Origin of the sequence: Mesobacillus sp. (assembly GCF_047739415.1) — a bacterium.
GTDB lineage: Bacteria > Bacillota > Bacilli > Bacillales > Cytobacillaceae > Mesobacillus.
Genome location: NZ_JBIQOE010000051.1, coordinates 1 through 20,811, shown reverse-complemented (window position 1 = coordinate 20,811; position 20,811 = coordinate 1). Strand labels below are relative to the sequence as shown.

The following is a 20,811-nucleotide window of genomic DNA, read 5'->3' as shown; positions in this document are numbered from 1 at the left end:
GTTCACTGATTTTTATTTGACATTCTTTTAAAATGAAAAGGAAAGGAAGTGGAATATGATATTAAAAGAGAGAACTAAACCGGAAGAATTACTATTGTTGCAAGCACTGGAGCCCAGAATTGAATTGGAAGAGAAGGATGCGCAAAACCTGCGAACGCTGGAAAAAGGCTATGAAGGAGAGGTACAATTCGACCATTGGTTTACAAACTATAGAGCCGAATGCCTCATTATCAACGACCTGCTCCTTGAAGTGAATGGCACCCTTTTTCAAATCGACTCCCTCGTAATCACACAGGATCGCCTACACCTTTTCGAAGTGAAAAACCTTGAAGGAGACTATTACCTGGATGGAGACAAATTCAAAACTGCCGCCGGGAATGAAATCAAAAATCCCCTCCATCAACTAAGTCGCGCAGAATCACTGCTGAAACAACTGCTGAAGAGCATGGGCTTTTACACACCACTTGAACCTCACCTCGTGTTCGTTAACCCGGAATTCACCCTCTTACAAGCACCACTTAAATCTCCAATTATCTTACCAAGTCAGATGAATCGCTTTATGAATAACATGAATAGAGTGTCTTCTAAACTGACCAACAAGCATACCAAACTGGCGGAAGCCCTTTTGTCATTGCACATTACGAAATCCCCATATTCAAGAACACCAAGCTATGATTTGGGTATGTTGAGGAAAGGGGTTATTTGTGAGGTTTGCGGGGAGTTTTTGGAGAGTTATAGTCGAAATAAATACATTTGTAGGAACTGTCAATCTCAGGAATCTATGGAATCAGTCGTGCTCCACTCTGCCAAAACCTTTCAGTTACTTTTTCCAGAGCGGAAATTAACCACAACTGCTATTTATGAATGGAGCGATGGTCTTCTTCCAATTAAGGCTATTAGAAGAGTCTTCCAGAGCAACCTCTCAGTCAATGGGGAGTGTAGCTCCACTTATTATGAGTAATGTAGTTCTAGAAGAATTGCCATGATGAATTAAATGGCAATTCTTCCTCTTTTCGGACTCATGTTCCTCTAACTTGTTACCTAAATCTTCGGCACCTCCACATTTCGGGCACATGTTCCTCTTACTTGTTACCGAAATCTTCGCCTTCTCCACTTTTCGGACACATGTTCCTCTTACTTGTTACCCAAATCTTCGCCATCTCCACTTTTCGGGCACATGTTCCTCTTACTTGTTACCCAAATCTTCGCCACCTCCACTTTTCGGGCACATGTTCCTCTTACTTGTTACCGAAATCTTCTCCATCTCCACTTTTCGGGCACACGTTCCTCTTACTTGTTCCCGAAATCCTCGGCACCTCAACATTTCAGGCACATGTTCCTCTTACTTGTTACTGAAATCATCGGCACCTCCACATTTCGGGCACATGTTCCTCTTACTTGTTACCGAAATCTCCGGCACCTCCACATTTCGGGCACATGTTCCTCTTACTTGTTACCCAAATCTTCGGCTCTTCCTCTTTTCGAGCACATGTTTCCCTTCCCGGATGAATGTAAAATAATTTGGCAAAATAATCATCACAGAAAACGCTTGCAATTTTTCAGATACGTTTTATAATACTTGTATACAAGTATACTTGATGAACTAGGAAGGTGAGGAAATGACAGAAAAAAAGGAATTTCTTTATCCCCAAAAATGGCTTTCTAAGGCCTCTACTGGTGACCGTGTCGCGAGTGAGCTGCGGATGCAAATAATTTCGGGACTGATTGAAAGCGGTGCCATCCTTTCGGAAAATAAACTGGCTGCTGATTTTAGTGTGAGTCGCTCACCTATTCGTGAAGCGCTGAAAATTCTTGCCGCAGAAAACTTGATCCGCCTGGAAAGAATGGGCGCTGTGGTCATCGGCCTGACTGAAAAAGATATCGAAGAAATTTACGATGTACGTTTATTAATTGAATCATTCGTTTTCGAAAGACTAACAAAAATAGATACAACCAACCTAGTGATGGAATTGAGCAAAATTCTCGAAATGATGAAAATCGCCATCAAGTACAAGGATGCCGACGAGTTCAGCTTGCAGGATGTGCTCTTCCATGAAACGATCATCCGGGCCATCAACCATTCCTACATCAGAATGATCTGGGATAACACGAAGCCCGTGATGGAAGCTTTCATCCTGTTATCGATGCGAGCAAGGATCGAAGAAAAATACGAAGACTTCGATCGCATCATCGAGAATCATGAGCTTTATATTGAAGCCATCAAAACGAAGAATCGCGAACTTATGATTAAATCCTTACACCAGAATTTTGATGATGTTCAAGGTAAAGTAGATGACCTTTGGATATCGCAGCAAACGCTTTCCAAGGGAGTGAAAAAAAGTGACTGAGTATATGTTAGGGGTCGACATCGGTACTACTAGTACGAAGGCTGTTTTATTCAGCGAAAAAGGCGAAGTCATCCAGCAGGAGAACATCGGATACCCGCTTCATACGCCGGATATCTCAACAGCCGAGCAAGATCCTGAAGAAATTTACATGGCGGTTCTGACGGCAATCACAAAAATCATGAAGCACCACCAGCAAAAAAAGCTGGCATTCATCTCATTCAGCAGTGCGATGCACAGCGTGATCGCCGTAAATGAAAATGATGAGCCGCTTACTCCTTGTATCACATGGGCCGACAACCGCAGTGAAGCTTGGGCGCATAAAATCAAAACAGAATTGAACGGACATGAAATTTATAAGCGCACCGGAACGCCGATCCATCCGATGTCGCCCTTAAGCAAAATCGCCTGGATCGTTAACGAGCGTCCTGAAATCGCCGCCAAAGCGAAAAAGTACATCGGCATCAAGGAATTTATTTTTAAAAAGTTCTTCGACCAGTATGTGGTGGACCACTCGCTTGCATCCGCGATGGGAATGATGAATCTTAAAAAGCTCGAATGGGACGAAGAGGCTCTGCAAGTTGCAGGTATCACGAAAAACCAATTATCCGAGCTTGTTCCGACTACAAAGTTTTTCAAGAATTGCAACCCAGAATTAGCGAAGCAAATCGGGATTGACCCTGAAACTCCTTTCGTCATCGGTGCAAGTGACGGTGTCCTTTCCAACCTCGGAGTGAATGCGATTGGCAAAGGTGAGATTGCGGTCACGATTGGGACAAGCGGTGCAATCCGCACGATCATCGACGAGCCGCAAACCGATGAAAAAGGACGTATCTTCTGCTACGCCCTTACTGAAAATCACTGGGTGATTGGCGGCCCTGTCAACAATGGCGGGATGGTCCTTCGCTGGATCCGCGATGAATTCGCAGCATCAGAAGTTGAAACAGCAAAGCGTTTAGGGATTGATCCTTACAATGTTTTAACAAAAATCGCTGAACGCGTAAGACCGGGAGCGGAAGGTTTGTTGTTCCACCCCTACCTTGCAGGCGAACGGGCTCCATTATGGAATCCTGATGTCCGCGGTTCATTTTTCGGACTGACAATGTCTCATAAAAAAGAGCATATGATCCGTGCAGCATTAGAGGGTGTCATTTTCAACCTATATACCGTCTTCTTAGCGCTTACCGAAGCAATGGAAAGCCCGGTTACAAGGATTCAGGCTACAGGCGGTTTCGCTAGATCTGATGTATGGCGTCAGATGATGTCCGATATATTCGATATCGACGTTGTCGTTCCTGAAAGCTATGAAAGCTCTTGCCTTGGCGCTTGTATCCTCGGCCTTTATGCAACAGGTAAAATTGATTCATTTGAAGTTGTTTCAGACATGATTGGCAGCACTCACAAGCATACGCCGAATGAGGAAGCCGCAAAAGAATACAGACAGCTGGTGCCAATTTTCATCAGCTTATCGAGAGCACTAGAACAAGATTATTCAAGAATCGCAAACTATCAAAGAAGCTTGATTAAATAAGGGGACACCTGATCCCCACACCAAAATGTTAGCGCTTTATCTCACAAACCGCTAAATGCGGAACTTCAGACATCTTAGGGGGAAATTACAATGCCATTGGTTATTGTAGCAATTGGTATCTTAGCTTTACTTTTATTGATCATGGGCTTAAAACTGAACACTTTTGTCTCATTGATCATCGTTTCATTTGGCGTGGCTTTAGCGCTTGGTATTCCATTAGGAGAAGTTGTTAAAACAATCGAAGCCGGCTTGGGCGGAACACTTGGCCACCTGGCGTTAGTCTTCGGGCTTGGTGCTATGTTAGGTAAATTGATCGCAGATTCCGGCGGTGCCCAGCGTATTGCGATGACACTTGTGAACAAATTTGGTGAAAAGAATATCCAATGGGCAGTCGTAGTGGCTTCGTTTATCATTGGTGTCGCCCTATTCTTTGAAGTAGGTTTAGTATTATTGATTCCGATCGTATTTGCGATTTCAAGAGAATTAAAGATTTCGATTTTGTATCTTGGTATACCAATGACTGCTGCTTTATCTGTCACACACGGCTTCCTGCCTCCTCACCCAGGACCAACAGTTATTGCTGGTGAGTTCGGTGCAAACATTGGTGAAGTATTGCTTTATGGCTTTATCATTGCCATTCCAACTGTAATTCTTGCAGGACCTGTGTTTACGAAAATCGCTAAAAAACTTGTACCAGAATCTTTCAACAAAACTGGAAGCATCGCTTCTTTAGGTGAACAAAAAACTTTCAAACTTGAAGACACACCTGGTTTCGGCATCAGCGTTTTCACAGCATTACTACCAGTTATTTTAATGTCTATCGCAACAATCATTACATTGCTTCAAAAAACTATGGGTTTTGAAGATAATAGTTTCCTAGCAGGAATCCGATTCATCGGTGATGCCGGTACTTCCATGACATTATCTCTATTATTCGCCATCTACTCAATGGGAATTGCACGAAACATTCCAATCAAGACGGTTATGGATTCTTGTGCAACAGCCATCTCACATATCGGCATGATGCTATTGATTGTTGGTGGAGGCGGCGCCTTCAAACAAGTATTGATCACTGGCGGTGTGGGTGACTATGTAGCTGAAATGTTCAAGGGCACAGCATTATCGCCAATCCTGCTTGCCTGGATCATTGCAGCCATCCTGCGAATTGCTCTTGGTTCTGCAACAGTTGCAGCCTTGACAACTGCTGGACTGGTTATTCCAATGCTTGGTACAAGCGATGTGAACCTTGCTCTAGTCGTACTTGCAACAGGAGCAGGAAGCTTGATCGCATCACACGTGAACGACGCAGGCTTCTGGATGTTCAAAGAATATTTCGGCCTAAGCATGAAAGAAACATTCGCAACATGGACACTGCTTGAAACGATTATTTCAGTAGCAGGATTAGGATTTATCTTATTGCTTAGCTTGTTTGTATAAAAGAAAGGTCAGCCCTTTTGATGAGGGGCTGACCTTTTTTCACCTACGTTCGCGCATCCGCACTCCTACACAAACCACCTAATATAAACCCCAACGGCAATGAATGATAGTAAAATGACAACAATATAAATCAATGAAAGATTCGTTGTGTTTTTTTTCGTGGCTTTACTATATTCCTCATCCCCCTTGCCGGACAATAACAATGTTGCCAGCAGTGCTCCAATGAGAATTATGATGACTAAAACAAGACCAAGGGTCATGTAAACACCTCTTAATTTAATATCATATTAATTATAACAAACTACATCGAAAGTCTGAGAATTTCTCCTTCCAATCACCGAGTTTAAAAGAGTTCCCTCACTGTATAATAAAACTAAAGTATTGAATCGAGGTGCTGAAATTGAAAAAAACATGGTCTGAAAAAATGCCTGCTGTCCAATTCCGGATTGCTCGGCCAACGGATCAGTTGGAAAAGGTCGTTGAATTTTATCGTGATGGTGTCGGACTTGAAGTAGTAGGTTCATTTGAAAAACATGACGGCTATGACGGGGTGATGCTTGGTCTGCCTGATTTAAGCTACCACCTGGAATTTACCCAGCATGAAAATGGCAGTCCTTGTCCCGCGCCGACAGAAGACAATCTATTAGTCTTCTACATTCCTGAAAAGGAAGCGCGTGACGCAATCGCGCGGAGGCTGCATGACATGGGCTACCCGGAGGTCGAGCCGGAAAACCCATATTGGAAAAATGCCGGTGTGACGATTACCGATCCCGATGGCTGGAGAATCGTGCTGCAGAACACTGAAGGGCTTGGCAGTAAATAAAACGAGAAGGCACCTCTGCGGTTCAAGTGCAGAAGTGCCTTCTTGTTTAAAACTCCAGTTCCCCAACCTTTTCATAGCTGCCCATTTTATGACTCGTAATTTTTTCAGCGGACAGGGCGTACATTGTGTCACCGATATAGAGCAGGCGCTGGATTTGTTTCTCCCATTCTTCGTAATATGGCATGTCACCGTTGATATGGGTAATTTTAGACTTTAGCTTAAATCCGGTCGCAGGATCTATACTATAGACATATGCGCCCTGATATTCAAAGATTTGTTCGTATTCATTTTCCTCGCTGTTTAGGTAAACCGAGATTGGGAAGGCAAAGATGTCCTTATCCCTATTGAACAGCAGGGCCTTATGGTCATGATTCAGCGGTGAATACGTGCCGCGCCCGCCGATGATTTCGGTGAATTTCTCTTTCGGATTGGTCATATCGCTGACATCGAACAGCGAAATCTTGACTCCATCTGTAAGGATTCGCGGCTGCGAGGCTCCTTTTTCAGCGATGATTTTCGTATCCTGGCCAAATCCGATGATATGGTTTTCATCATATGGGTGCAGATAATTGCTAAAGCCAGGAATTTTCAATTCGCCAAGCACTTTCGGGTTGGCAGGGTCGCTTGCATCAAACACAAACAGCGGGTCTGTTTCTTTAAAAGTAACCATATAGATACGGTCACCCATGAATCTTGCGGAATAGATTCTTTCCCCGCGCGCCAAATCTTCAATCTTCCCGGTTTCTTTCAAATTTTTATCCAATATATAGAGATGGTTGGAGGACGGACGTTTTTCATCCCACGCATAGCCTTTCGTCGTCACGACTCGGAAATAGCCATTGTGCTCATCCATTGAGAACTGATTCAGCACAGTTCCCGGCACGGTGGCGGAGCTGTGATACTTTACATCCATGCCACTGATCGCAAATTTATGGACATTGGTGTCCGGTGCAATCACCCCGCGATCTTTCAAATCCATATCCCCATAATTCTCAACAGCCAGGTAGACATTCTCCTTTGACATATAAAGCTGGTTCCCGCTGCCCAAATACGTGGTCATGGCTACTTCCTTTTTAGGCTGGCCGAGATCAAGCGCGGCAATCATCGTATAGTTCGGCTGTCTCGATTCAGGGAAGTAATGTATATCGTCATAATCAATCAATCTTTCCTTTGAATCATATACAGTATCAGTGAACTTTGGCCTGATATCGATGTTCCTGTTCTCCTTCAGCAGCCAGTAATCCGGATAATGCTGAGTGACTAGATAAACAAGGTTATCCACCTTCCTCGCCGATACATAGGAACCTTCCACTGTGACTTCACGAATTTGCTTGGGATCAGCAGGATTTTTAACATTATAAACAATAATTTTCGTGGACTGCATCATCGGAGCGATCAACGAATCCTTAGCAGCATCTTCATAAGATCTCGTCATTTGATGATACTGATAGCCAATCACCACCAGCTGCTCGCCCTCGAGGAAAAGCTGATACGGATTAAAATCCCCATTAAACCGAATCGTCGACAGAACCTTCATCTGCGCGCCAGGCACTGCCTGAATGATCCTTACCTTATCATGCTCAGCTTGGAAAATGCTTTTCCCATCTGTTTTGACGATATCCGCTTCATCAACACCCTGAACCTGGACATTTGTTTCAGAAACATCCCCGCCGCCCCCGGACTTATCGGCAACCACTGACTCCTCTGACGCTTTACCCTCGCCAACAGAGAACGATTCCTTCAATCCACCAAACAAACTCCGGGACTTCTTCTCTTCCTCTATAATCTCTTCAAAATAGCTCGCCAGATTCTCCTGCGTGCCCACCGTCGGAAGGGTTTCTTTTACAACGAACTTCCAGGTGTGCTTAGTGTTCAGCTCCCTGCCGAGCGCAGATTTAATTCCTTTTTTAAAATGAACGGTATATTCCTTCGCTTTGAGATCATATCCGTTTTTCGGAGGATGGATGTAAATGGTTTTCTGGTCATCACCCAGCTCCAGCTTCGTGTCGATCTTCTCTCCTTTGTCATTCGTCACATAAATCAAGTTCGGATCAAGACTTTTTTCAGAGATTTTTTCAGAAAACTGCAGCTGCCATACTTTATTCGGCAGGACCACATGCTCCTCTTCCCACGCATTGACCACTTTGAACTGGGACAAAGAGTAAAAAGCCACAGCCACTATCGTAACGAGCAACAAACCGCTTAATAACCACCATTTTTTCATCATTTTTCGAACCCCCTTGTAAAATTAGACGGGGAATGCTCGCTGGCGTTTCAATTTTTATCCTAATAATTACAATTCAGGAAGAATTCTAATGAAAAAGCGGGTGCCTTTGTAAAAAATGCCTTCGAGATACGATGTTCAACTTTACTTGAAAAATTTTTATAGCGAAAAATCAAGTTTTATAGCGAAAATATCTTTTTTATAGCGACTTTTTTATTTTTATAGCGAGTTTTTAATTAATATAGCGAGAATCTCCTTTTTATATCGAGTTTTTAATTAATATAGCGAACTGGAAATTCTGCTCGTTTTTTTCCAATTGCCTTGTATAAAAAAAAGCTCCTCCGCATCACGAAGGAACCTTGATTTTACTAAACTCTTCTCCTGGCACGGGTTTACTGAAATGATAGCCTTGAGCCTGGTTGCAGCGGTGCTGTTTCAATAGCCCTAACTGGTCTACTGTTTCAACGCCTTCCGCAATTACAGACAATCCCAGGTTATGTGCCATCAATATTATCGTAGTAGCGATGTTTTCGTCACTTTTATTATCGGCGATGTCCTTCACAAAGCAGCGGTCGATTTTCAGATGATCAATCGGGAATCTCTTCAGATAACTCAGCGAGCTGTAGCCGGTACCGAAATCGTCGATCGAGATATTCACCCCAAGCTCCTTTAACTCATGAAGAATCACGCTAGCTTTCTCGACGTCCATTGTCATGCTCTCAGTAATCTCGATCGTCAGGAATCGCGGCTCTACTCCGGTCAACTCAAGTGTTTCCTTAATCATCGTAATCAAATCAGGCTGATAAAATTGGCGAATGGATAAATTGACCGATACTGTCAACCCTTCCATGCCAGTCAAGTGCCAATCCTTGAGCTGCAGCAGGGCTGTTTTCAGCACCCACTCACCAATCGGAATAATCAATCCCGTTTCTTCCGCGATCGGAATGAACTGATCTGGTGATACATGACCAACTCTGTCATTTTGCCAGCGGATCAGCGCCTCCGCCCCTTTGATCTCATTCTTGCATAAGTTCACGATCGGCTGATAATGAAGCGCAAATTCATTACGCTCTAGCGCTTTGCGGAGCTCATTTTCAACCTGGAGCCTTTCAAATGCTTTTCGATCAAGCAACACATCATACATCTGGTAATTATTGCGCCCCTGCTTTTTTGCCTGATACATCGCGACATCCGCCTTGCTCAACAGCATGTCAACTTCCTCACCATCATCTGGATAAAAGCTCATGCCTATACTCGTTGAGATGAAAATATCTGTACCATCAATGACAAAAGGCTCCTCTAATGCCTTGAGGATTTTACGAGCAACTGCTTCGGCTTTTTCTTTCGTCGTATGCTCTAGTAAAATAGTGAACTCATCCCCGCCCTGTCTCGAGAACAAGTCACCGTCTCCCAGGCAATCTTTTAATTTATCAGAAACATGCACAAGCAGCCGGTCACCAATCGAATGGCCAAGAGAGTCGTTCACGTACTTAAAACGGTCGAGGTCTAGGAACATCAGACTCATTTTTTCTTCCTGTTCCAGATTTGTCTCGGCAATGGCATTTTGGACCCTTTCATCAAACCGTCTGCGGTTCGCCAGCCCGGTCAACGCATCATGATACGCCATAAAATCAATTTTTTCTTTTGCCCGATAGTGCTGAATCACAAGGCTGGTGAGGTCTGTTGCTTTTTCAATGATTTTCCGGTCCTTCTCGCGCGGCGACCTCGTACTGCAATAATACATGCCAAATGTGCCAATCACCCTCTGGTCATCATCAAAAACTGGTGATGACCAGCAAGCCTTCAAATCATAGGGAAGAGCCAGCTCACAGTAATGTTCCCATAATGGATCGTTCTCAATATCTGTTACGACTACGGATTTTTCAAAAAAGGCCGCTGTGCCACAGGAACCAGCTGCAGGACCAATTGACATACCATCAACTGCTGCATTATATACTGGCGGCAAATGGGGCGATGACCCATGATGTAATTTCATTCCCTCTTGATCCGCAATCAGGATGGAACAGTGTGCGCCGTCCGTGAAACTCTCGATGAAAAATACTATCTCGTCAAGAACTTCCTGAAAACCAGCTCCCTTTGCCATCATTTTTAGGATCCGGTTTTGGCCTCTAACCAAAGCCTCGAGCTCCTTTTTTTCTGTGATATCCTGGGCGCAACCGACAACTCCCAGGATTTCATTTCCAACCTTAATCGGCACTGCTGTGATCATCAGATTGACACGCTCACCTGTCCCCTTCCTTAAAATGACCGTTTCAAACCTTTCACGTTCTCCTTTGGTGACCCGTTTAAAATGCTTTATTGTTTCCTCAACATAATCATCATGAACAATCGATACAAAATTCATTTCCATCGCTTCATCAATCGTATAACCCGTTATGGCTACCGCCTCTTCATTAAAAACAATAAAATTCCCTTCCATATCAAGGGCATAGCACCCATCATGGTTATAGTCAAACAAGGATTTATATACCTCAAAAAGAGAGCTGTTATTTAAATCTGGCTGCATTCCATTCACCCCGTCCCTTTACATTTTTAGTATATACATGTCATATCGGCACTCCCTTACTATGGTTGTACAGGTATTTTTTAACATTCAGGTCTGTTGGACTAGTTTTGATAGATTAGGGCGAAACGTTGTTTGATAAAACAGCTTATAGAGACAATAATGTAAAAAATAGTTTACAAAATGCAAAGGATACATTACATTTAGGGTTTATAAACAAATATCACCAAAGGAGTAAACTTGTAAATGTTAAAAAACTCTGTTCGTGAATTCCGAGCAAGATTCAGATTTTCACAGCAAGATTTAGCGGACAAGATTGGCGTGACGAGGCAGACGATTGGACTGATCGAAAAAGGCGACTATGCCCCTTCCGTCACCCTCGCACTTAAAATAGCAGCTGCCTTCGAAGTTTCAGTCGAAGAAGTGTTTCGCTTAGAAGGAGAGAATTGACCGTGTTAAAAAGAACTTTTCAATCACCTTTATTCAATATTGTCCTAATATTGGGGCTGGGCATCATCATGATTTTCTGTTGAGGAATACACCTATTTCAGTTAAAAAGAACAGTGTTCACATCAAGATAGGCGCAAGAAGGCAATTGAATTTTGCCTTGAGGGATATTGAAAAAATCCAGCCAGCCAAATTGAAATACAATAACAGCGGCGGGATCATCCATGAAAAAGGTGTGTTCCATGCCACTGCCTTCCCGCAGGCGCTCACCAGGATCTTCGGGATGAGTGATGAGGCGAAGTATGAGGTTATCTTCAAAGAACCGATGATTGCAAGAGGATATTTCGGCCAGGAAAAAGAAGTGCAAAAGGTACTATTCTACATCGACCAGCCGGATGAATTCGCTGATTTGATAAAAGAAAAACTGGACCATATCAATGATGATAGATTGGTAAAGGTATAACGAAGGCCACTTGAACTCTCTCAAGTGGCTTGTCATTTCAATATTTAACAAAAGTTGTGATACTCCGCTTATGACAATCAATATTTAACGAAAGTAGTAATACTCCGTTTCGAGGCAGTCGTCTTTCTGGCGAGCTCTTCCTTCCAATTGCTCTCGTCCAGTCGGAATTCACCATTTTCATTCTTATAGGTCTTTTTCAATAGATTGATTGTCCGGGCTTCGTCAGGAAGATTGACAGACAAAGGTCTCCCCCGTTTTCCTTCTTCATATATGTAAAACTCAACAACGTCGCCAACTTCCATGAACTCATCCAGAAACGTGATGAATTTGGAATCCTCGCTTCCGTATTCATACACATATGGAAGAGAAAGCGGAAGTTCCTTTTTATAAGCTTCACCACTTATAAATGGGTAATCATGGCCCTTTAAATGGAATTGCTCAATTGGCCTCATCGTTGCGATAAAATAGTGGCTGGTCATTTCATTCACCCCTTTTTTTAGTCACTATTTATGAAATCCATTCTTCATCTAGTGTAAAGTGCTATAAATATGTAACCCTGACAAATTTTTATACTGTTTTATAGAGAAAAAAATTATTATATAGCGACTTTTTTATTTATATAGCTAGAATCTCTTTTTTATAGCGACTTTCAACCTTAATATAGCGAGTTTTTCATTTTTATAGCGACTTTCTGATTTATATAGCGAATTGGAAATTATGCTCGTTTTTTCCAGGTAAAAATGCAGCGAGGACCTTTTCAGGCACCCGCTGCATTTTTTTCGAATTTAATAGACAGCAAGACCACAAAGTGACAGCCGCTGCACCGTTTCCCGATTTAAACAGACAGCGGGACCGCGAAAGGGCTCCCCTGCATTTCTATTCATACCTTAATGACTCAATCGGATCGAGTCTTGATGCTTTGTTGGCTGGAAGCAGTCCGAAGACGACTCCGATGATCATTGAGAACAGCATGGCGCCGGTCACGACCTGCCATGACACTAGCGACGGCCAGCCGGCAAAAAAGGAAATCAGTGATGCGGAGCCCCAGCCTACCAGGATGCCGAGCACCCCGCCAATAAGCGTCAGCGTGACGGATTCGATCAGGAACTGGGTCATGATTTGCGACCTGGTCGCACCGAGCGCTTTCCTGATACCAATTTCCCTCGTTCGCTCGGTTACGGAGACGAGCATGATATTCATGACGCCAATGCCGCCGACAAACAGGGATATTCCGGCGATGCTGCCGATAATCAAGGTCATCACCTTGGTGATTTTGCTGATTCCCTCAGCCATTTCCTCCATGTTGATGACCATGTACGATTCCTCGGTGTCATGCATTTTATTCAGCAGGTCTGCCGCCTTTTTGCCGGCGATCTGAAGCTCATCAGCGGACGCTGCCTGAAGTGTCACCTGGTTAAAATCGCTTTTGCCGTAAATGACCTGCCAGGTTTTACTCGGAACGTATATTTGCATGGTCCCAAACGCGAACAGTCCAGTTGGCTTTTCCAGTACACCGACGATCTCGATCGGCTGGACGCCGATGCGGATCACCTTTCCAATCGGTGATTCGCCACCGAACAATTCCTCCTGCATCGAATAACTGATAATCCCGACCCTTCTGCCGCCAAGGAAATCAGCTGCGGTGAAGCTTCTGCCTTTTTCCGCCTTGATATCGTTCATTTCGAAAAAAGCTTGGCTCACTCCGGTTGTGGAAGCATCCACCGTATCTTCCCCGAAGGAAGCCTTTGAAAGCTGGGAGCTTGATGCCACCACCTGCTTGATTTCCGGTATTTTTTCCAGTGCGCGAATATCTTCCTGTTCAAATGGGGCTTCATTGAAAATATTCGGATTGGCTTGAATTTCTTCATCCGACGGCTGGTAAAACAGCTCAATCGTGTTGCCCGGACCAGTCAGCTGCGTTTTCAGCATTGCTTCCCCGCCCTGCCCTATGGCAACAACAATGATCACTGCCCCAACGCCGATGATGATGCCGATCATCGTTAAAATGGAGCGCATTTTGTGTGCCTTTAGCGACCCTAGTGCCATCCGGAGGTTTTCCATCATATTCATGAGCGTATCCCCCTTCCAGCGGGTGTGGAAGAAACAATCAGACCATCCCTGACCATGATCGTCCGCTGCGCATATTCCGCAACTTCCGGTTCGTGCGTGACAAGGACGATCGTGGAACCCTCCTCATTCAAACCGGTAAAAAGCTCCATGATCGTCTCGCTCGTTTTCGTATCAAGTGCGCCTGTCGGTTCATCGGCGAGGATGATTTTCGGCTCATTCACGATTGCCCTGGCAATGGCGACACGTTGCTTTTGCCCGCCGGACAAGGCATTCGGGAGATGATTCATCCTGTCGCCAAGCCCAACCTTCTCGAGAGCAGTACTTGCCCTTTCCAGTCGCTCCTTTTTCGAAACGCCGCTGTAAATCATCGGCAGCTCGACATTCTGGACTGCCGTCAGCCTCGGCAACAGATGGAACTGCTGAAATACAAATCCGATCGATTGGTTTCTCACCTTCGCCAGTTCAGCATCCAAATAGCGCGAGACATTTTCACCAGCCAGTTCATACTCACCGGCAGTCGGTTTATCGAGACAGCCGATGATGTTCATCAAAGTGGACTTGCCCGAACCCGACGGCCCCATAATCGCGACTGATTCTCCCGCCTGGATCCGAAGATCGATTCCTTTTAAAACATCAATCGTTTCCTTTCCCACTTCAAAGGATTTCGTAATTTGCTTCAGCTCAATCACTTTACATTCACTTCCATTCCATCCTTAAGGTTGTCGGACGGATTGGCAATAACCTTATCTTCCTCGCTCAAACCACTGATGACCTCCATTTTGCTGCCAAAAGCGATTCCTGTTTCGATTTCCTGCTTGTGGCTTTTGCCTTCTTTTACAAGAAATACATAGACAGTATCCTTGTCAGTCAGGACAGCCTCCGCGGGTACAGTCAGCGCCTCTTTCCGTTCTGTCTCGATTTCCATGATTAACTGGAATCCTGGCTTCAAATCCATGCCGCTGACTTTCACCTTGATGGGATATTGCGCGGCAGTACTCTCGCCCAATGCCTGAGCCTGCGTCTCTTCTGGAAAAACAGCAATTTCCTCGACGATACCATTCCATTCTTGATCCGGCAGGACATCTGATCGAAGCTTGACCTTCTGCCCTTCTTTTACCTTCATGCTGTCAAACTCAGATAAATAACCGGAGGCTCCTTTGGCATCAAGATTCCCAATATGAATCACTGGCTTCACTGCCGCCGCAGGGTCTGCTGGGCTTTCCTCATTCACCTGAAGGACAACGCCATCTATAAAGCTATTAATCTCCAATTCCTTTAACCGCAATTCTGCGTCCTTCTGTTGGAGCAGCACCTGTCTGAGGTCAATATTCGCCAGCCTTTTTTCAGCCTCAAGCTGGTCGATTTCCGCTTCAGTCTGTTCTTTCGCAGCTTTTTTTCCTATTTGCTTGCTAAGCTCCGACTCTTTCTCCCGGAAATCTTTTATCCTCTTATCCAACTGATTGATTCGTAAATAGCCTGATTCCGCCTGAAGTTTTACTCGCTCTAGTTCCAGGTTCAAAGCGCTGGCATCATACTTTGCAAGCACATCACCTTTTTTCACCGGTTCGCCTTCTTTCACCAGAATCTCAGCCAGCTTCCCTTTTTCCGGTGAAGCGTAAATTTTCTGTTCTTCTTCGAGTAAGACGGTTCCCGGGATCATGATTTCATCCGCAATTTCTTCCTTCGCGGGATTTACCACCTTCACTTCGGGCCCCTTAGCAAAAGCCTGCCTGTAAATGCTCACCCCGGCCATCAGCAAAACCAGGCTGGCTACGCCAATGGCAATCCAAATCTTTTTATTCATGGTTAGACACCCATTGTGTTAGAGAACATGGCTCCAATAATGGCAAACCCGATACCAATCAGGAAGAATACGATGGCAATGCCCCATGCCCATCCTTTTGACAAACCTGCAACTCGGTGAAGTCCGATCGCTGTCAAAATCGTCTGCCAGATGGAAAATACCTCGATTGATCCCAGGACACCCGGCTTGTCACTGTTCACCAGGCCGGCAAGACTCGTAATGAAAATTTCAGGGTTCCCTCCAATTGACGCCCTAAGAAGCATATTCAATAACAGGCCGGCAGCACCGATTATCATGATATGTGTATTCATTGAAAATAACTGTTTGAACGTTACATTAGATCCGGCGATTTTTGTGAAAATCATATAAATCGCACTCGATATCAGCACTACGAACACAGGTGTCAGGATTCCTGTGATTGCAACCGTAATCTTAGAAATAGCCAAAAACATGGCGGCTTCTTCCTCACTCATACCATCAAGCCCAAGGTAAGAGGCATCCATTGATAATGTCATCAGATACATGCCAATTGCATACAGAACGCTCACTAAAATCAGCGGGATCCAAATCCTCGGGTTCTGGCGTATCCTGTCAAACTGCTCTCCTGGACTCCAGAACATCCCTATTAAACTCGGTTTCTCGATTTTGCTTTTCACTTCATGTTCCATTACATTACACTCCCATTCTTATTTAAGCCTTTCGACTTACCTTTTACGAGAATGATATGTAAAAAGTTTCAAAATTAACCAATTTTATAATTAACTGGGAGTGTCACCTTAAAACTTTCCTTCTCGTGTATTTAGGGTATACAAACTCTGACAGCCAAACGATACTTCAAAAAAACAGCCTCAAATAGAGACTGTTTCTTCAATATTTTGTTTAGCATCCGCCGCCAAAACAACAACGCCATAACCTTCGAATGATGCAGTAGGCAAACAGGATGACGACGATAAATCCAATAATCCCTACAATTGTGCTTATAGTACCAGCCAATGCAGCTCCGCCAAGGACAAAACCGATCAGTCCAAAGTAAGACAACAAAATCAATCCTACCCCCAGCAAGACTCCAAGAAACAATTCGAACACGCTGCACGCAGCATGAACACCATTACTCATATGCTTCACCTCCAAACTATTGTTCACCTTCATCATATGCATGTACCAGAATGCTTGTTTATTTTTTAAAGGTAAAAGAGGCGATTATCATATCTATTTAGGCCTTACACCCATATTTCCATCTATGCTGTAAGTGGTTTATGATGGAAATATCCAGAACGAACAGGAGAATAATAATGGAGAAACAACAAACAAGCTTAAAGCCTTTCCTTTCACTGATTTTATCGACGAATATTCCGAAGGCGGCCCTTTTCACCGGGCTGGCTGCCAGCCTCATCACTACTCTGGCTGGTCTGGTGGTTCCGCTTCTGACGAAAAATCTGGTCGACGGCTTTTCTGTTGAGGCGATCAGCGTTCCGCTTGTCATTGCGATTGGCGCTGCCTTCGTTATTCAGGCATTGATCAGCGGAATTTCCATCTACCTGCTCAGCTATGTCGGTCAAAAGGTAGTGGCGAGGCTGCGGGAACGGATGTGGTCGAAGTTGATCCGCATGCCTGTCCGCTACTTTGACAAGCAGTCCAGCGGGGAAACGGTCAGCCGGATCGTCAATGATACGAGTATAGTTAAAGAGCTGATCACGAGCCATTTTCCGAATTTCGCCACAGGAATCATCTCCATCATCGGTGCTGTTGTGATTTTGCTCGTGATGGACTGGAAAATGACCTTGCTCATGCTCATTTCCGTGCCGCTCACGCTGGCAATCATGATGCCTCTTGGCAGGAAAATGGCCAAGATTGCACGAGGACTGCAGGATGAGACCGCTGTTTTCACCGGACATATCACCCAGACACTTGGGGAAATTCGTTTAATGAAAGCTTCGACGGCTGAAAAAATTGAAGAAGACAATGGCTATAATGGAATAGATAAGCTTTTCAACTTTGGTTTGAAGGAAGCTCGCATTTTCGCGTTGATTGGTCCAGTCATGCAGCTGATGATCATGGTCGTTATCGTCATCATCATTGCCTACGGAGGCATGCGCGTAGTGAATGGAACCATGTCGACAGGTTCGCTTATCGCCTTCCTGCTTTATTTGTTCCAGATCATCATGCCGATCACTTCGTTCGCGATGTTCTTTACCCAGCTGCAAAAAGCAAAGGGCGCGACAGAAAGGATCATTGAAATTCTCGACCAGCCACTTGAAGAAGAACAGGAAGGCATTGAAGCAGACATCAGCAACCTGCCGATCACCATCGATAATGTCAGCTTTGCATACAGTGAGGAAGAGCCTGTCATTGAAGGAGTTTCATTGGATGCACAGCCCGGCCAGATGGTTGCTTTCGTCGGACCAAGCGGCGGCGGCAAAACGACGATGTTCGGCCTGATTGAACGTTTTTACGAACCGACAAATGGAGAAATTCGGATTGGCGACACGCCGATTCAGAAACTATCGCTCACCTCCTGGCGCAACCAGATCGGATACGTATCTCAGGAAAGCGCGATGATGGCCGGTACCATCCGCGAAAACCTATTTTATGGACTCGAAAACGGAGATAGAATTCCGGATGAACGCCTGTGGGAGGTCGCAAAAATGGCGTATGCTGATCAGTTTATCGCAGACTTTCCAAAAGGACTTGATACGGAAGTTGGCGAACGTGGTGTCAAATTATCTGGCGGACAAAGGCAGCGAATCGCAATCGCTCGCGCCTTCCTGCGTGATCCTGAAATTCTGATGATGGACGAAGCCACCGCGAGCCTCGACAGCCAGTCAGAAGGCATCGTCCAGCAAGCACTGACCCGCCTGATGGAAGGCCGGACGACATTTGTTATCGCTCACAGACTCTCCACCATCGTCAATGCCGATAAAATTGTGTTCATTGAAAAAGGAAGAGTCACTGGTATCGGCACTCACCAGGAGTTAATCCAGACACATGATTTATACAGGGAGTTTGCACAGCAGCAGCTGGCATAGCCATCATTTACACAGAGAGTTTGCACAGCATATGGCATAAACAACAAAAAGGAGGTCCGCCGGCATGGCTGGACCTCCTTTTCTAGTTTTCACTTATTGTCCTAACTCTCCCTAAACAAAAATAATCTCCTCAGTAGCCCTGTAGTCCCTTGGTGACAGACCAACGTATTTTTTAAATGTTCCGCTGAAATAGTTTGGGGTATTGTATCCCAGTTCTTCTGCGATGGCTTCCACTGTGTGGTCGGTATGGCGCAGAAGCCAGACACCGCGCTGCATGCGGACGAAGGTGACATACTCGACGAAGCTGCGTCCGGTTTCTTGTTTAAAGATGCGGCTGAAGTATGGCACGCTGAGATTGATCTGGTCGGCAACCTGCTTGATTGACAAGTCCTCTGTACAGTACTGGGAAATGTACTCGGCGCACTTTTGAATTTGCAGGTCCATCGTGATTTCCTCAAAATAGCGGAGCTGTAGTCTTTCGTACGGTGATGTCCGCCTTGCTTTACAAGCCTCTTTGTACGAATGGTGAAGCAGCAGCGGCTCGCGATAAATGGAGCCTACACCAATATAAAGCTGTATCCCATATTCATTTTCCAAAGACTCAATCGTTCCAAGGATTCGCTCCTCCCCCTCTTTCCAATGCTTTAATGAACCATACTCGGACGGCACCTGGAGCAGCATCAGCAAATGTTTCCTGTAGGACAGGAAGGTGAGCTGATCCCCTTCAAACTGCTTTTTTAAAAACTCCTGGATGACCGTTGATGCCTGCCAGCCCTCTTGCATTCGCTTAGCCGGACAGCGGACGAATCCCTGAATAAAACAGACCACATTCGGAACAGCTTCCCCCGGCAGGAAAAAACGGGATTGCAGAAGCTCCTCCTCTGTCTTCACTTCCCCTGACAACAGTCTTCGTAAAAAAGCCTCCCTAAATGGCAAGGTATTGCGCCCAACTGCCTGTGCCGCATCGAAATGATGGAAAACTTCCTCGCTTTCTGCGAATCTGGTATTCTCACTTTCAATCTCTTCGACCGCTCGTTTTAAGGTACGTAAAAAAATTCGTTGTTTCACCGATTTTACCAGCAGGTAGGTCAGCTTGAACTCGATTGCCAGCGGAGAGGTGTGCAAAAGTGAAGGGGCCAGCAGCGGAATGATCCGGCAGCCTTTATTCCGTTTACGGAACCGGTGTATTTTTACCCAATCATGCCATTTGTTCACTTCAATGATCGCGATATGTATATCATTCTCTTCGTCTACGAGCTTACAATTCTCCTCGCATTCTTCTAGAATCCACGCAGCCAGTTTCCCATACTCCCCTTCATCTTCAACACCAAGCCATATTGAATGCAACCGTACCACCCCCTTGTATTATTCAGATGAGTGAATAAAAATTTAAATCATATTAAATATTTGTATATTTCTGATAATTTATTGTAAGGTATTGGACAATTCTCTATCGTACAATCAATTTAATCATATCACGGCTTACCTAAAGGAGGGAAATCTTGATAACGGGAAAAGCCAAAATATTATCTAGGGGGAATTATAATTGGCAGGGGAGTATCGGGAGTATAATTATGTAGCGGCTGATACAATTGACGTCAGCGAGCTCGAGCCACTTGATCCGGAAACAAAGCAAATCATGAAAAGTGAATTCAGTACTGGCATTAAACTTACGCTCTTTTATTATGTATTCATTCTTTCTATTCCTATTTTAAATTGGTATGCAGGTGAGTTCATGTTCTCCCGGATGTGGGGCGGCATGACCTACAGCTGGTTCTTCACAAGCATTGTCGCGATGGCGATGGCGTTCGTCATAGCCCTCATCCATACGACTTTATATGAAAAACGCCTGAAAAATCAATCAGAACAATCCTCAGCTCCTGCTGATGGAAGGAGGATTGGCTGATGTCCACATTCCTTGAGCCGAAATTCCTGTTAACGTTGATCCTGATGGGAACCATTGTTTATATTACTTATCTTACTAAAAGAAGCGCAACTGCTTCCGACTACTTCGTCGGGGGACGCAGCTTCGGCTGGTTCACCAACGGCTCGGCGATTGGCGGCGATTATTTGAGCGCAGCCACCTTCCTTGGGATTGCCGGTCTGACCTATCAGCT

20 protein-coding genes are annotated in these 20,811 nt (G+C 44.8%); 10 read left to right on the top strand and 10 right to left on the bottom strand.

From position 1 onward, the window contains the following. Positions 1–55 precede the first annotated feature (55 nt). The 4 genes from ACH0QE_RS04605 to ACH0QE_RS04590 all read left to right on the top strand — a co-directional run bounded on the left by ACH0QE_RS04605 (position 56) and on the right by ACH0QE_RS04590 (position 5,313). Entirely contained in the window at positions 56–961 is a 906-nt protein-coding gene (locus ACH0QE_RS04605; RefSeq protein WP_415799519.1) for an NERD domain-containing protein, read from the top strand. A 658-nt stretch (positions 962–1,619) separates the two neighbouring features. Continuing rightward, positions 1,620–2,348 (top strand): GntR family transcriptional regulator, encoded by a 729-nt coding sequence (locus tag ACH0QE_RS04600; protein ID WP_415799518.1) that lies wholly within the window; start codon positions 1,620–1,622, stop codon positions 2,346–2,348. Then, the gene (gene gntK / locus ACH0QE_RS04595) at positions 2,341–3,876 is read left to right on the top strand and encodes a gluconokinase (protein WP_415799517.1); all 1,536 of its coding nucleotides are present in this window, start codon (positions 2,341–2,343) and stop codon (positions 3,874–3,876) included. The genes ACH0QE_RS04600 and gntK overlap by 8 nt, the downstream gene beginning before the upstream one ends. 90 nt (positions 3,877–3,966) lie before the next feature. Continuing rightward, complete coding sequence (locus ACH0QE_RS04590; RefSeq protein ID WP_415799516.1) at positions 3,967–5,313, top strand: GntP family permease; 1,347 nt, start codon at positions 3,967–3,969, stop codon at positions 5,311–5,313. Positions 5,314–5,378: 65 nt separating this feature from the next. On the opposite strand, the gene ACH0QE_RS04585 is transcribed toward ACH0QE_RS04590, so the two are convergent. After that, positions 5,379–5,573, bottom strand: coding sequence for a hypothetical protein (locus ACH0QE_RS04585; RefSeq protein ID WP_415799515.1), 195 nt, complete (start codon positions 5,571–5,573; stop codon positions 5,379–5,381). A 164-nt stretch (positions 5,574–5,737) separates the two neighbouring features. Between ACH0QE_RS04585 and ACH0QE_RS04580 the strand changes: the two genes are divergently transcribed. Next, positions 5,738–6,136 carry a VOC family protein gene (locus tag ACH0QE_RS04580; protein WP_415799527.1) on the top strand — a complete coding sequence of 133 codons (399 nt, stop codon included), beginning with the start codon at positions 5,738–5,740 and terminating at the stop codon, positions 6,134–6,136. 46 nt (positions 6,137–6,182) lie between these two features. Here ACH0QE_RS04580 and ACH0QE_RS04575 read toward each other — a convergent pair whose 3' ends face one another. After that, positions 6,183–8,363 (bottom strand): beta-propeller domain-containing protein, encoded by a 2,181-nt coding sequence (locus ACH0QE_RS04575; protein ID WP_415799514.1) that lies wholly within the window; start codon positions 8,361–8,363, stop codon positions 6,183–6,185. 343 nt (positions 8,364–8,706) lie between these two features. Beyond that, on the bottom strand, positions 8,707–10,887 hold the full coding sequence (locus tag ACH0QE_RS04570) for an EAL domain-containing protein (protein ID WP_415799513.1): 2,181 nt from the start codon (positions 10,885–10,887) through the stop codon (positions 8,707–8,709). Positions 10,888–11,130: 243 nt separating this feature from the next. Between ACH0QE_RS04570 and ACH0QE_RS04565 the strand changes: the two genes are divergently transcribed. Then, entirely contained in the window at positions 11,131–11,334 is a 204-nt protein-coding gene (locus ACH0QE_RS04565; protein WP_415799511.1) for a helix-turn-helix transcriptional regulator, read from the top strand. Positions 11,335–11,479: 145 nt separating this feature from the next. Next, positions 11,480–11,794 carry a hypothetical protein gene (locus ACH0QE_RS04560; RefSeq protein ID WP_415799510.1) on the top strand — a complete coding sequence of 105 codons (315 nt, stop codon included), beginning with the start codon at positions 11,480–11,482 and terminating at the stop codon, positions 11,792–11,794. Between the two features lie 77 nt (positions 11,795–11,871). Here the strand turns inward: ACH0QE_RS04560 and ACH0QE_RS04555 are convergent, their stop codons facing one another. The 6 genes from ACH0QE_RS04555 to ACH0QE_RS04530 form a co-directional block, all read right to left on the bottom strand. Beyond that, positions 11,872–12,273 carry a hypothetical protein gene (locus ACH0QE_RS04555; RefSeq protein WP_415799509.1) on the bottom strand — a complete coding sequence of 134 codons (402 nt, stop codon included), beginning with the start codon at positions 12,271–12,273 and terminating at the stop codon, positions 11,872–11,874. A gap of 397 nt (positions 12,274–12,670) precedes the next feature. Beyond that, complete coding sequence (locus tag ACH0QE_RS04550; RefSeq protein ID WP_415799508.1) at positions 12,671–13,864, bottom strand: ABC transporter permease; 1,194 nt, start codon at positions 13,862–13,864, stop codon at positions 12,671–12,673. Next, complete coding sequence (locus ACH0QE_RS04545; protein ID WP_415799507.1) at positions 13,861–14,553, bottom strand: ABC transporter ATP-binding protein; 693 nt, start codon at positions 14,551–14,553, stop codon at positions 13,861–13,863. Before ACH0QE_RS04545 ends, ACH0QE_RS04550 begins: the two co-directional genes overlap by 4 nt. Then, positions 14,550–15,668, bottom strand: coding sequence for an efflux RND transporter periplasmic adaptor subunit (locus tag ACH0QE_RS04540; RefSeq protein WP_415799506.1), 1,119 nt, complete (start codon positions 15,666–15,668; stop codon positions 14,550–14,552). The genes ACH0QE_RS04545 and ACH0QE_RS04540 overlap by 4 nt, the downstream gene beginning before the upstream one ends. 2 nt (positions 15,669–15,670) lie before the next feature. Beyond that, complete coding sequence (locus tag ACH0QE_RS04535) at positions 15,671–16,336, bottom strand: Yip1 family protein (RefSeq protein ID WP_415799505.1); 666 nt, start codon at positions 16,334–16,336, stop codon at positions 15,671–15,673. A 211-nt stretch (positions 16,337–16,547) separates the two neighbouring features. Continuing rightward, positions 16,548–16,784: an ABC transporter gene (locus ACH0QE_RS04530; protein WP_415799504.1), complete on the bottom strand. Its 237-nt coding sequence runs from the start codon at positions 16,782–16,784 to the stop codon at positions 16,548–16,550. Between the two features lie 176 nt (positions 16,785–16,960). On the opposite strand from ACH0QE_RS04530, the gene ACH0QE_RS04525 reads away from it, so the two are divergent. Beyond that, the gene (locus ACH0QE_RS04525) at positions 16,961–18,694 is read left to right on the top strand and encodes an ABC transporter ATP-binding protein (protein WP_415799503.1); all 1,734 of its coding nucleotides are present in this window, start codon (positions 16,961–16,963) and stop codon (positions 18,692–18,694) included. Between the two features lie 111 nt (positions 18,695–18,805). Here ACH0QE_RS04525 and ACH0QE_RS04520 read toward each other — a convergent pair whose 3' ends face one another. Next, positions 18,806–20,041: a helix-turn-helix domain-containing protein gene (locus ACH0QE_RS04520; protein WP_415799502.1), complete on the bottom strand. Its 1,236-nt coding sequence runs from the start codon at positions 20,039–20,041 to the stop codon at positions 18,806–18,808. 199 nt (positions 20,042–20,240) lie between these two features. Here ACH0QE_RS04520 and ACH0QE_RS04515 point away from each other — a divergent pair, with 199 nt between their 5' ends. Continuing rightward, a complete protein-coding gene (locus ACH0QE_RS04515; protein WP_415799501.1) occupies positions 20,241–20,600 on the top strand; it encodes a hypothetical protein in 360 nt (119 codons plus the stop codon). Continuing rightward, positions 20,600–20,811 (top strand): sodium:solute symporter family transporter (locus ACH0QE_RS04510; protein ID WP_415799500.1); only part of this gene is annotated, 212 nt, incomplete at its 3' end. The genes ACH0QE_RS04515 and ACH0QE_RS04510, both read left to right, overlap by 1 nt.

What these genes read in the sequence shown, in the direction of transcription:
- ACH0QE_RS04575 (WP_415799514.1), bottom strand. Translation starts at nt 8,363, where the DNA reads ATGATGAAAAAATGGTGGTTATTAAGCGGTTTGTTGCTCGTTACGATA.
- ACH0QE_RS04580 (WP_415799527.1), top strand. Translation starts at nt 5,738, where the DNA reads ATGCCTGCTGTCCAATTCCGGATTGCTCGGCCAACGGATCAGTTGGAA.
- ACH0QE_RS04540 (WP_415799506.1), bottom strand. Translation starts at nt 15,668, where the DNA reads ATGAATAAAAAGATTTGGATTGCCATTGGCGTAGCCAGCCTGGTTTTG.
- ACH0QE_RS04605 (WP_415799519.1), top strand. Translation starts at nt 56, where the DNA reads ATGATATTAAAAGAGAGAACTAAACCGGAAGAATTACTATTGTTGCAA.
- ACH0QE_RS04600 (WP_415799518.1), top strand. Translation starts at nt 1,620, where the DNA reads ATGACAGAAAAAAAGGAATTTCTTTATCCCCAAAAATGGCTTTCTAAG.
- ACH0QE_RS04555 (WP_415799509.1), bottom strand. Translation starts at nt 12,273, where the DNA reads ATGACCAGCCACTATTTTATCGCAACGATGAGGCCAATTGAGCAATTC.
- ACH0QE_RS04530 (WP_415799504.1), bottom strand. Translation starts at nt 16,784, where the DNA reads ATGAGTAATGGTGTTCATGCTGCGTGCAGCGTGTTCGAATTGTTTCTT.
- ACH0QE_RS04550 (WP_415799508.1), bottom strand. Translation starts at nt 13,864, where the DNA reads ATGAATATGATGGAAAACCTCCGGATGGCACTAGGGTCGCTAAAGGCA.
- ACH0QE_RS04590 (WP_415799516.1), top strand. Translation starts at nt 3,967, where the DNA reads ATGCCATTGGTTATTGTAGCAATTGGTATCTTAGCTTTACTTTTATTG.
- ACH0QE_RS04565 (WP_415799511.1), top strand. Translation starts at nt 11,131, where the DNA reads ATGTTAAAAAACTCTGTTCGTGAATTCCGAGCAAGATTCAGATTTTCA.
- ACH0QE_RS04525 (WP_415799503.1), top strand. Translation starts at nt 16,961, where the DNA reads ATGGAGAAACAACAAACAAGCTTAAAGCCTTTCCTTTCACTGATTTTA.
- ACH0QE_RS04535 (WP_415799505.1), bottom strand. Translation starts at nt 16,336, where the DNA reads ATGGAACATGAAGTGAAAAGCAAAATCGAGAAACCGAGTTTAATAGGG.
- ACH0QE_RS04570 (WP_415799513.1), bottom strand. Translation starts at nt 10,887, where the DNA reads ATGCAGCCAGATTTAAATAACAGCTCTCTTTTTGAGGTATATAAATCC.
- ACH0QE_RS04585 (WP_415799515.1), bottom strand. Translation starts at nt 5,573, where the DNA reads ATGACCCTTGGTCTTGTTTTAGTCATCATAATTCTCATTGGAGCACTG.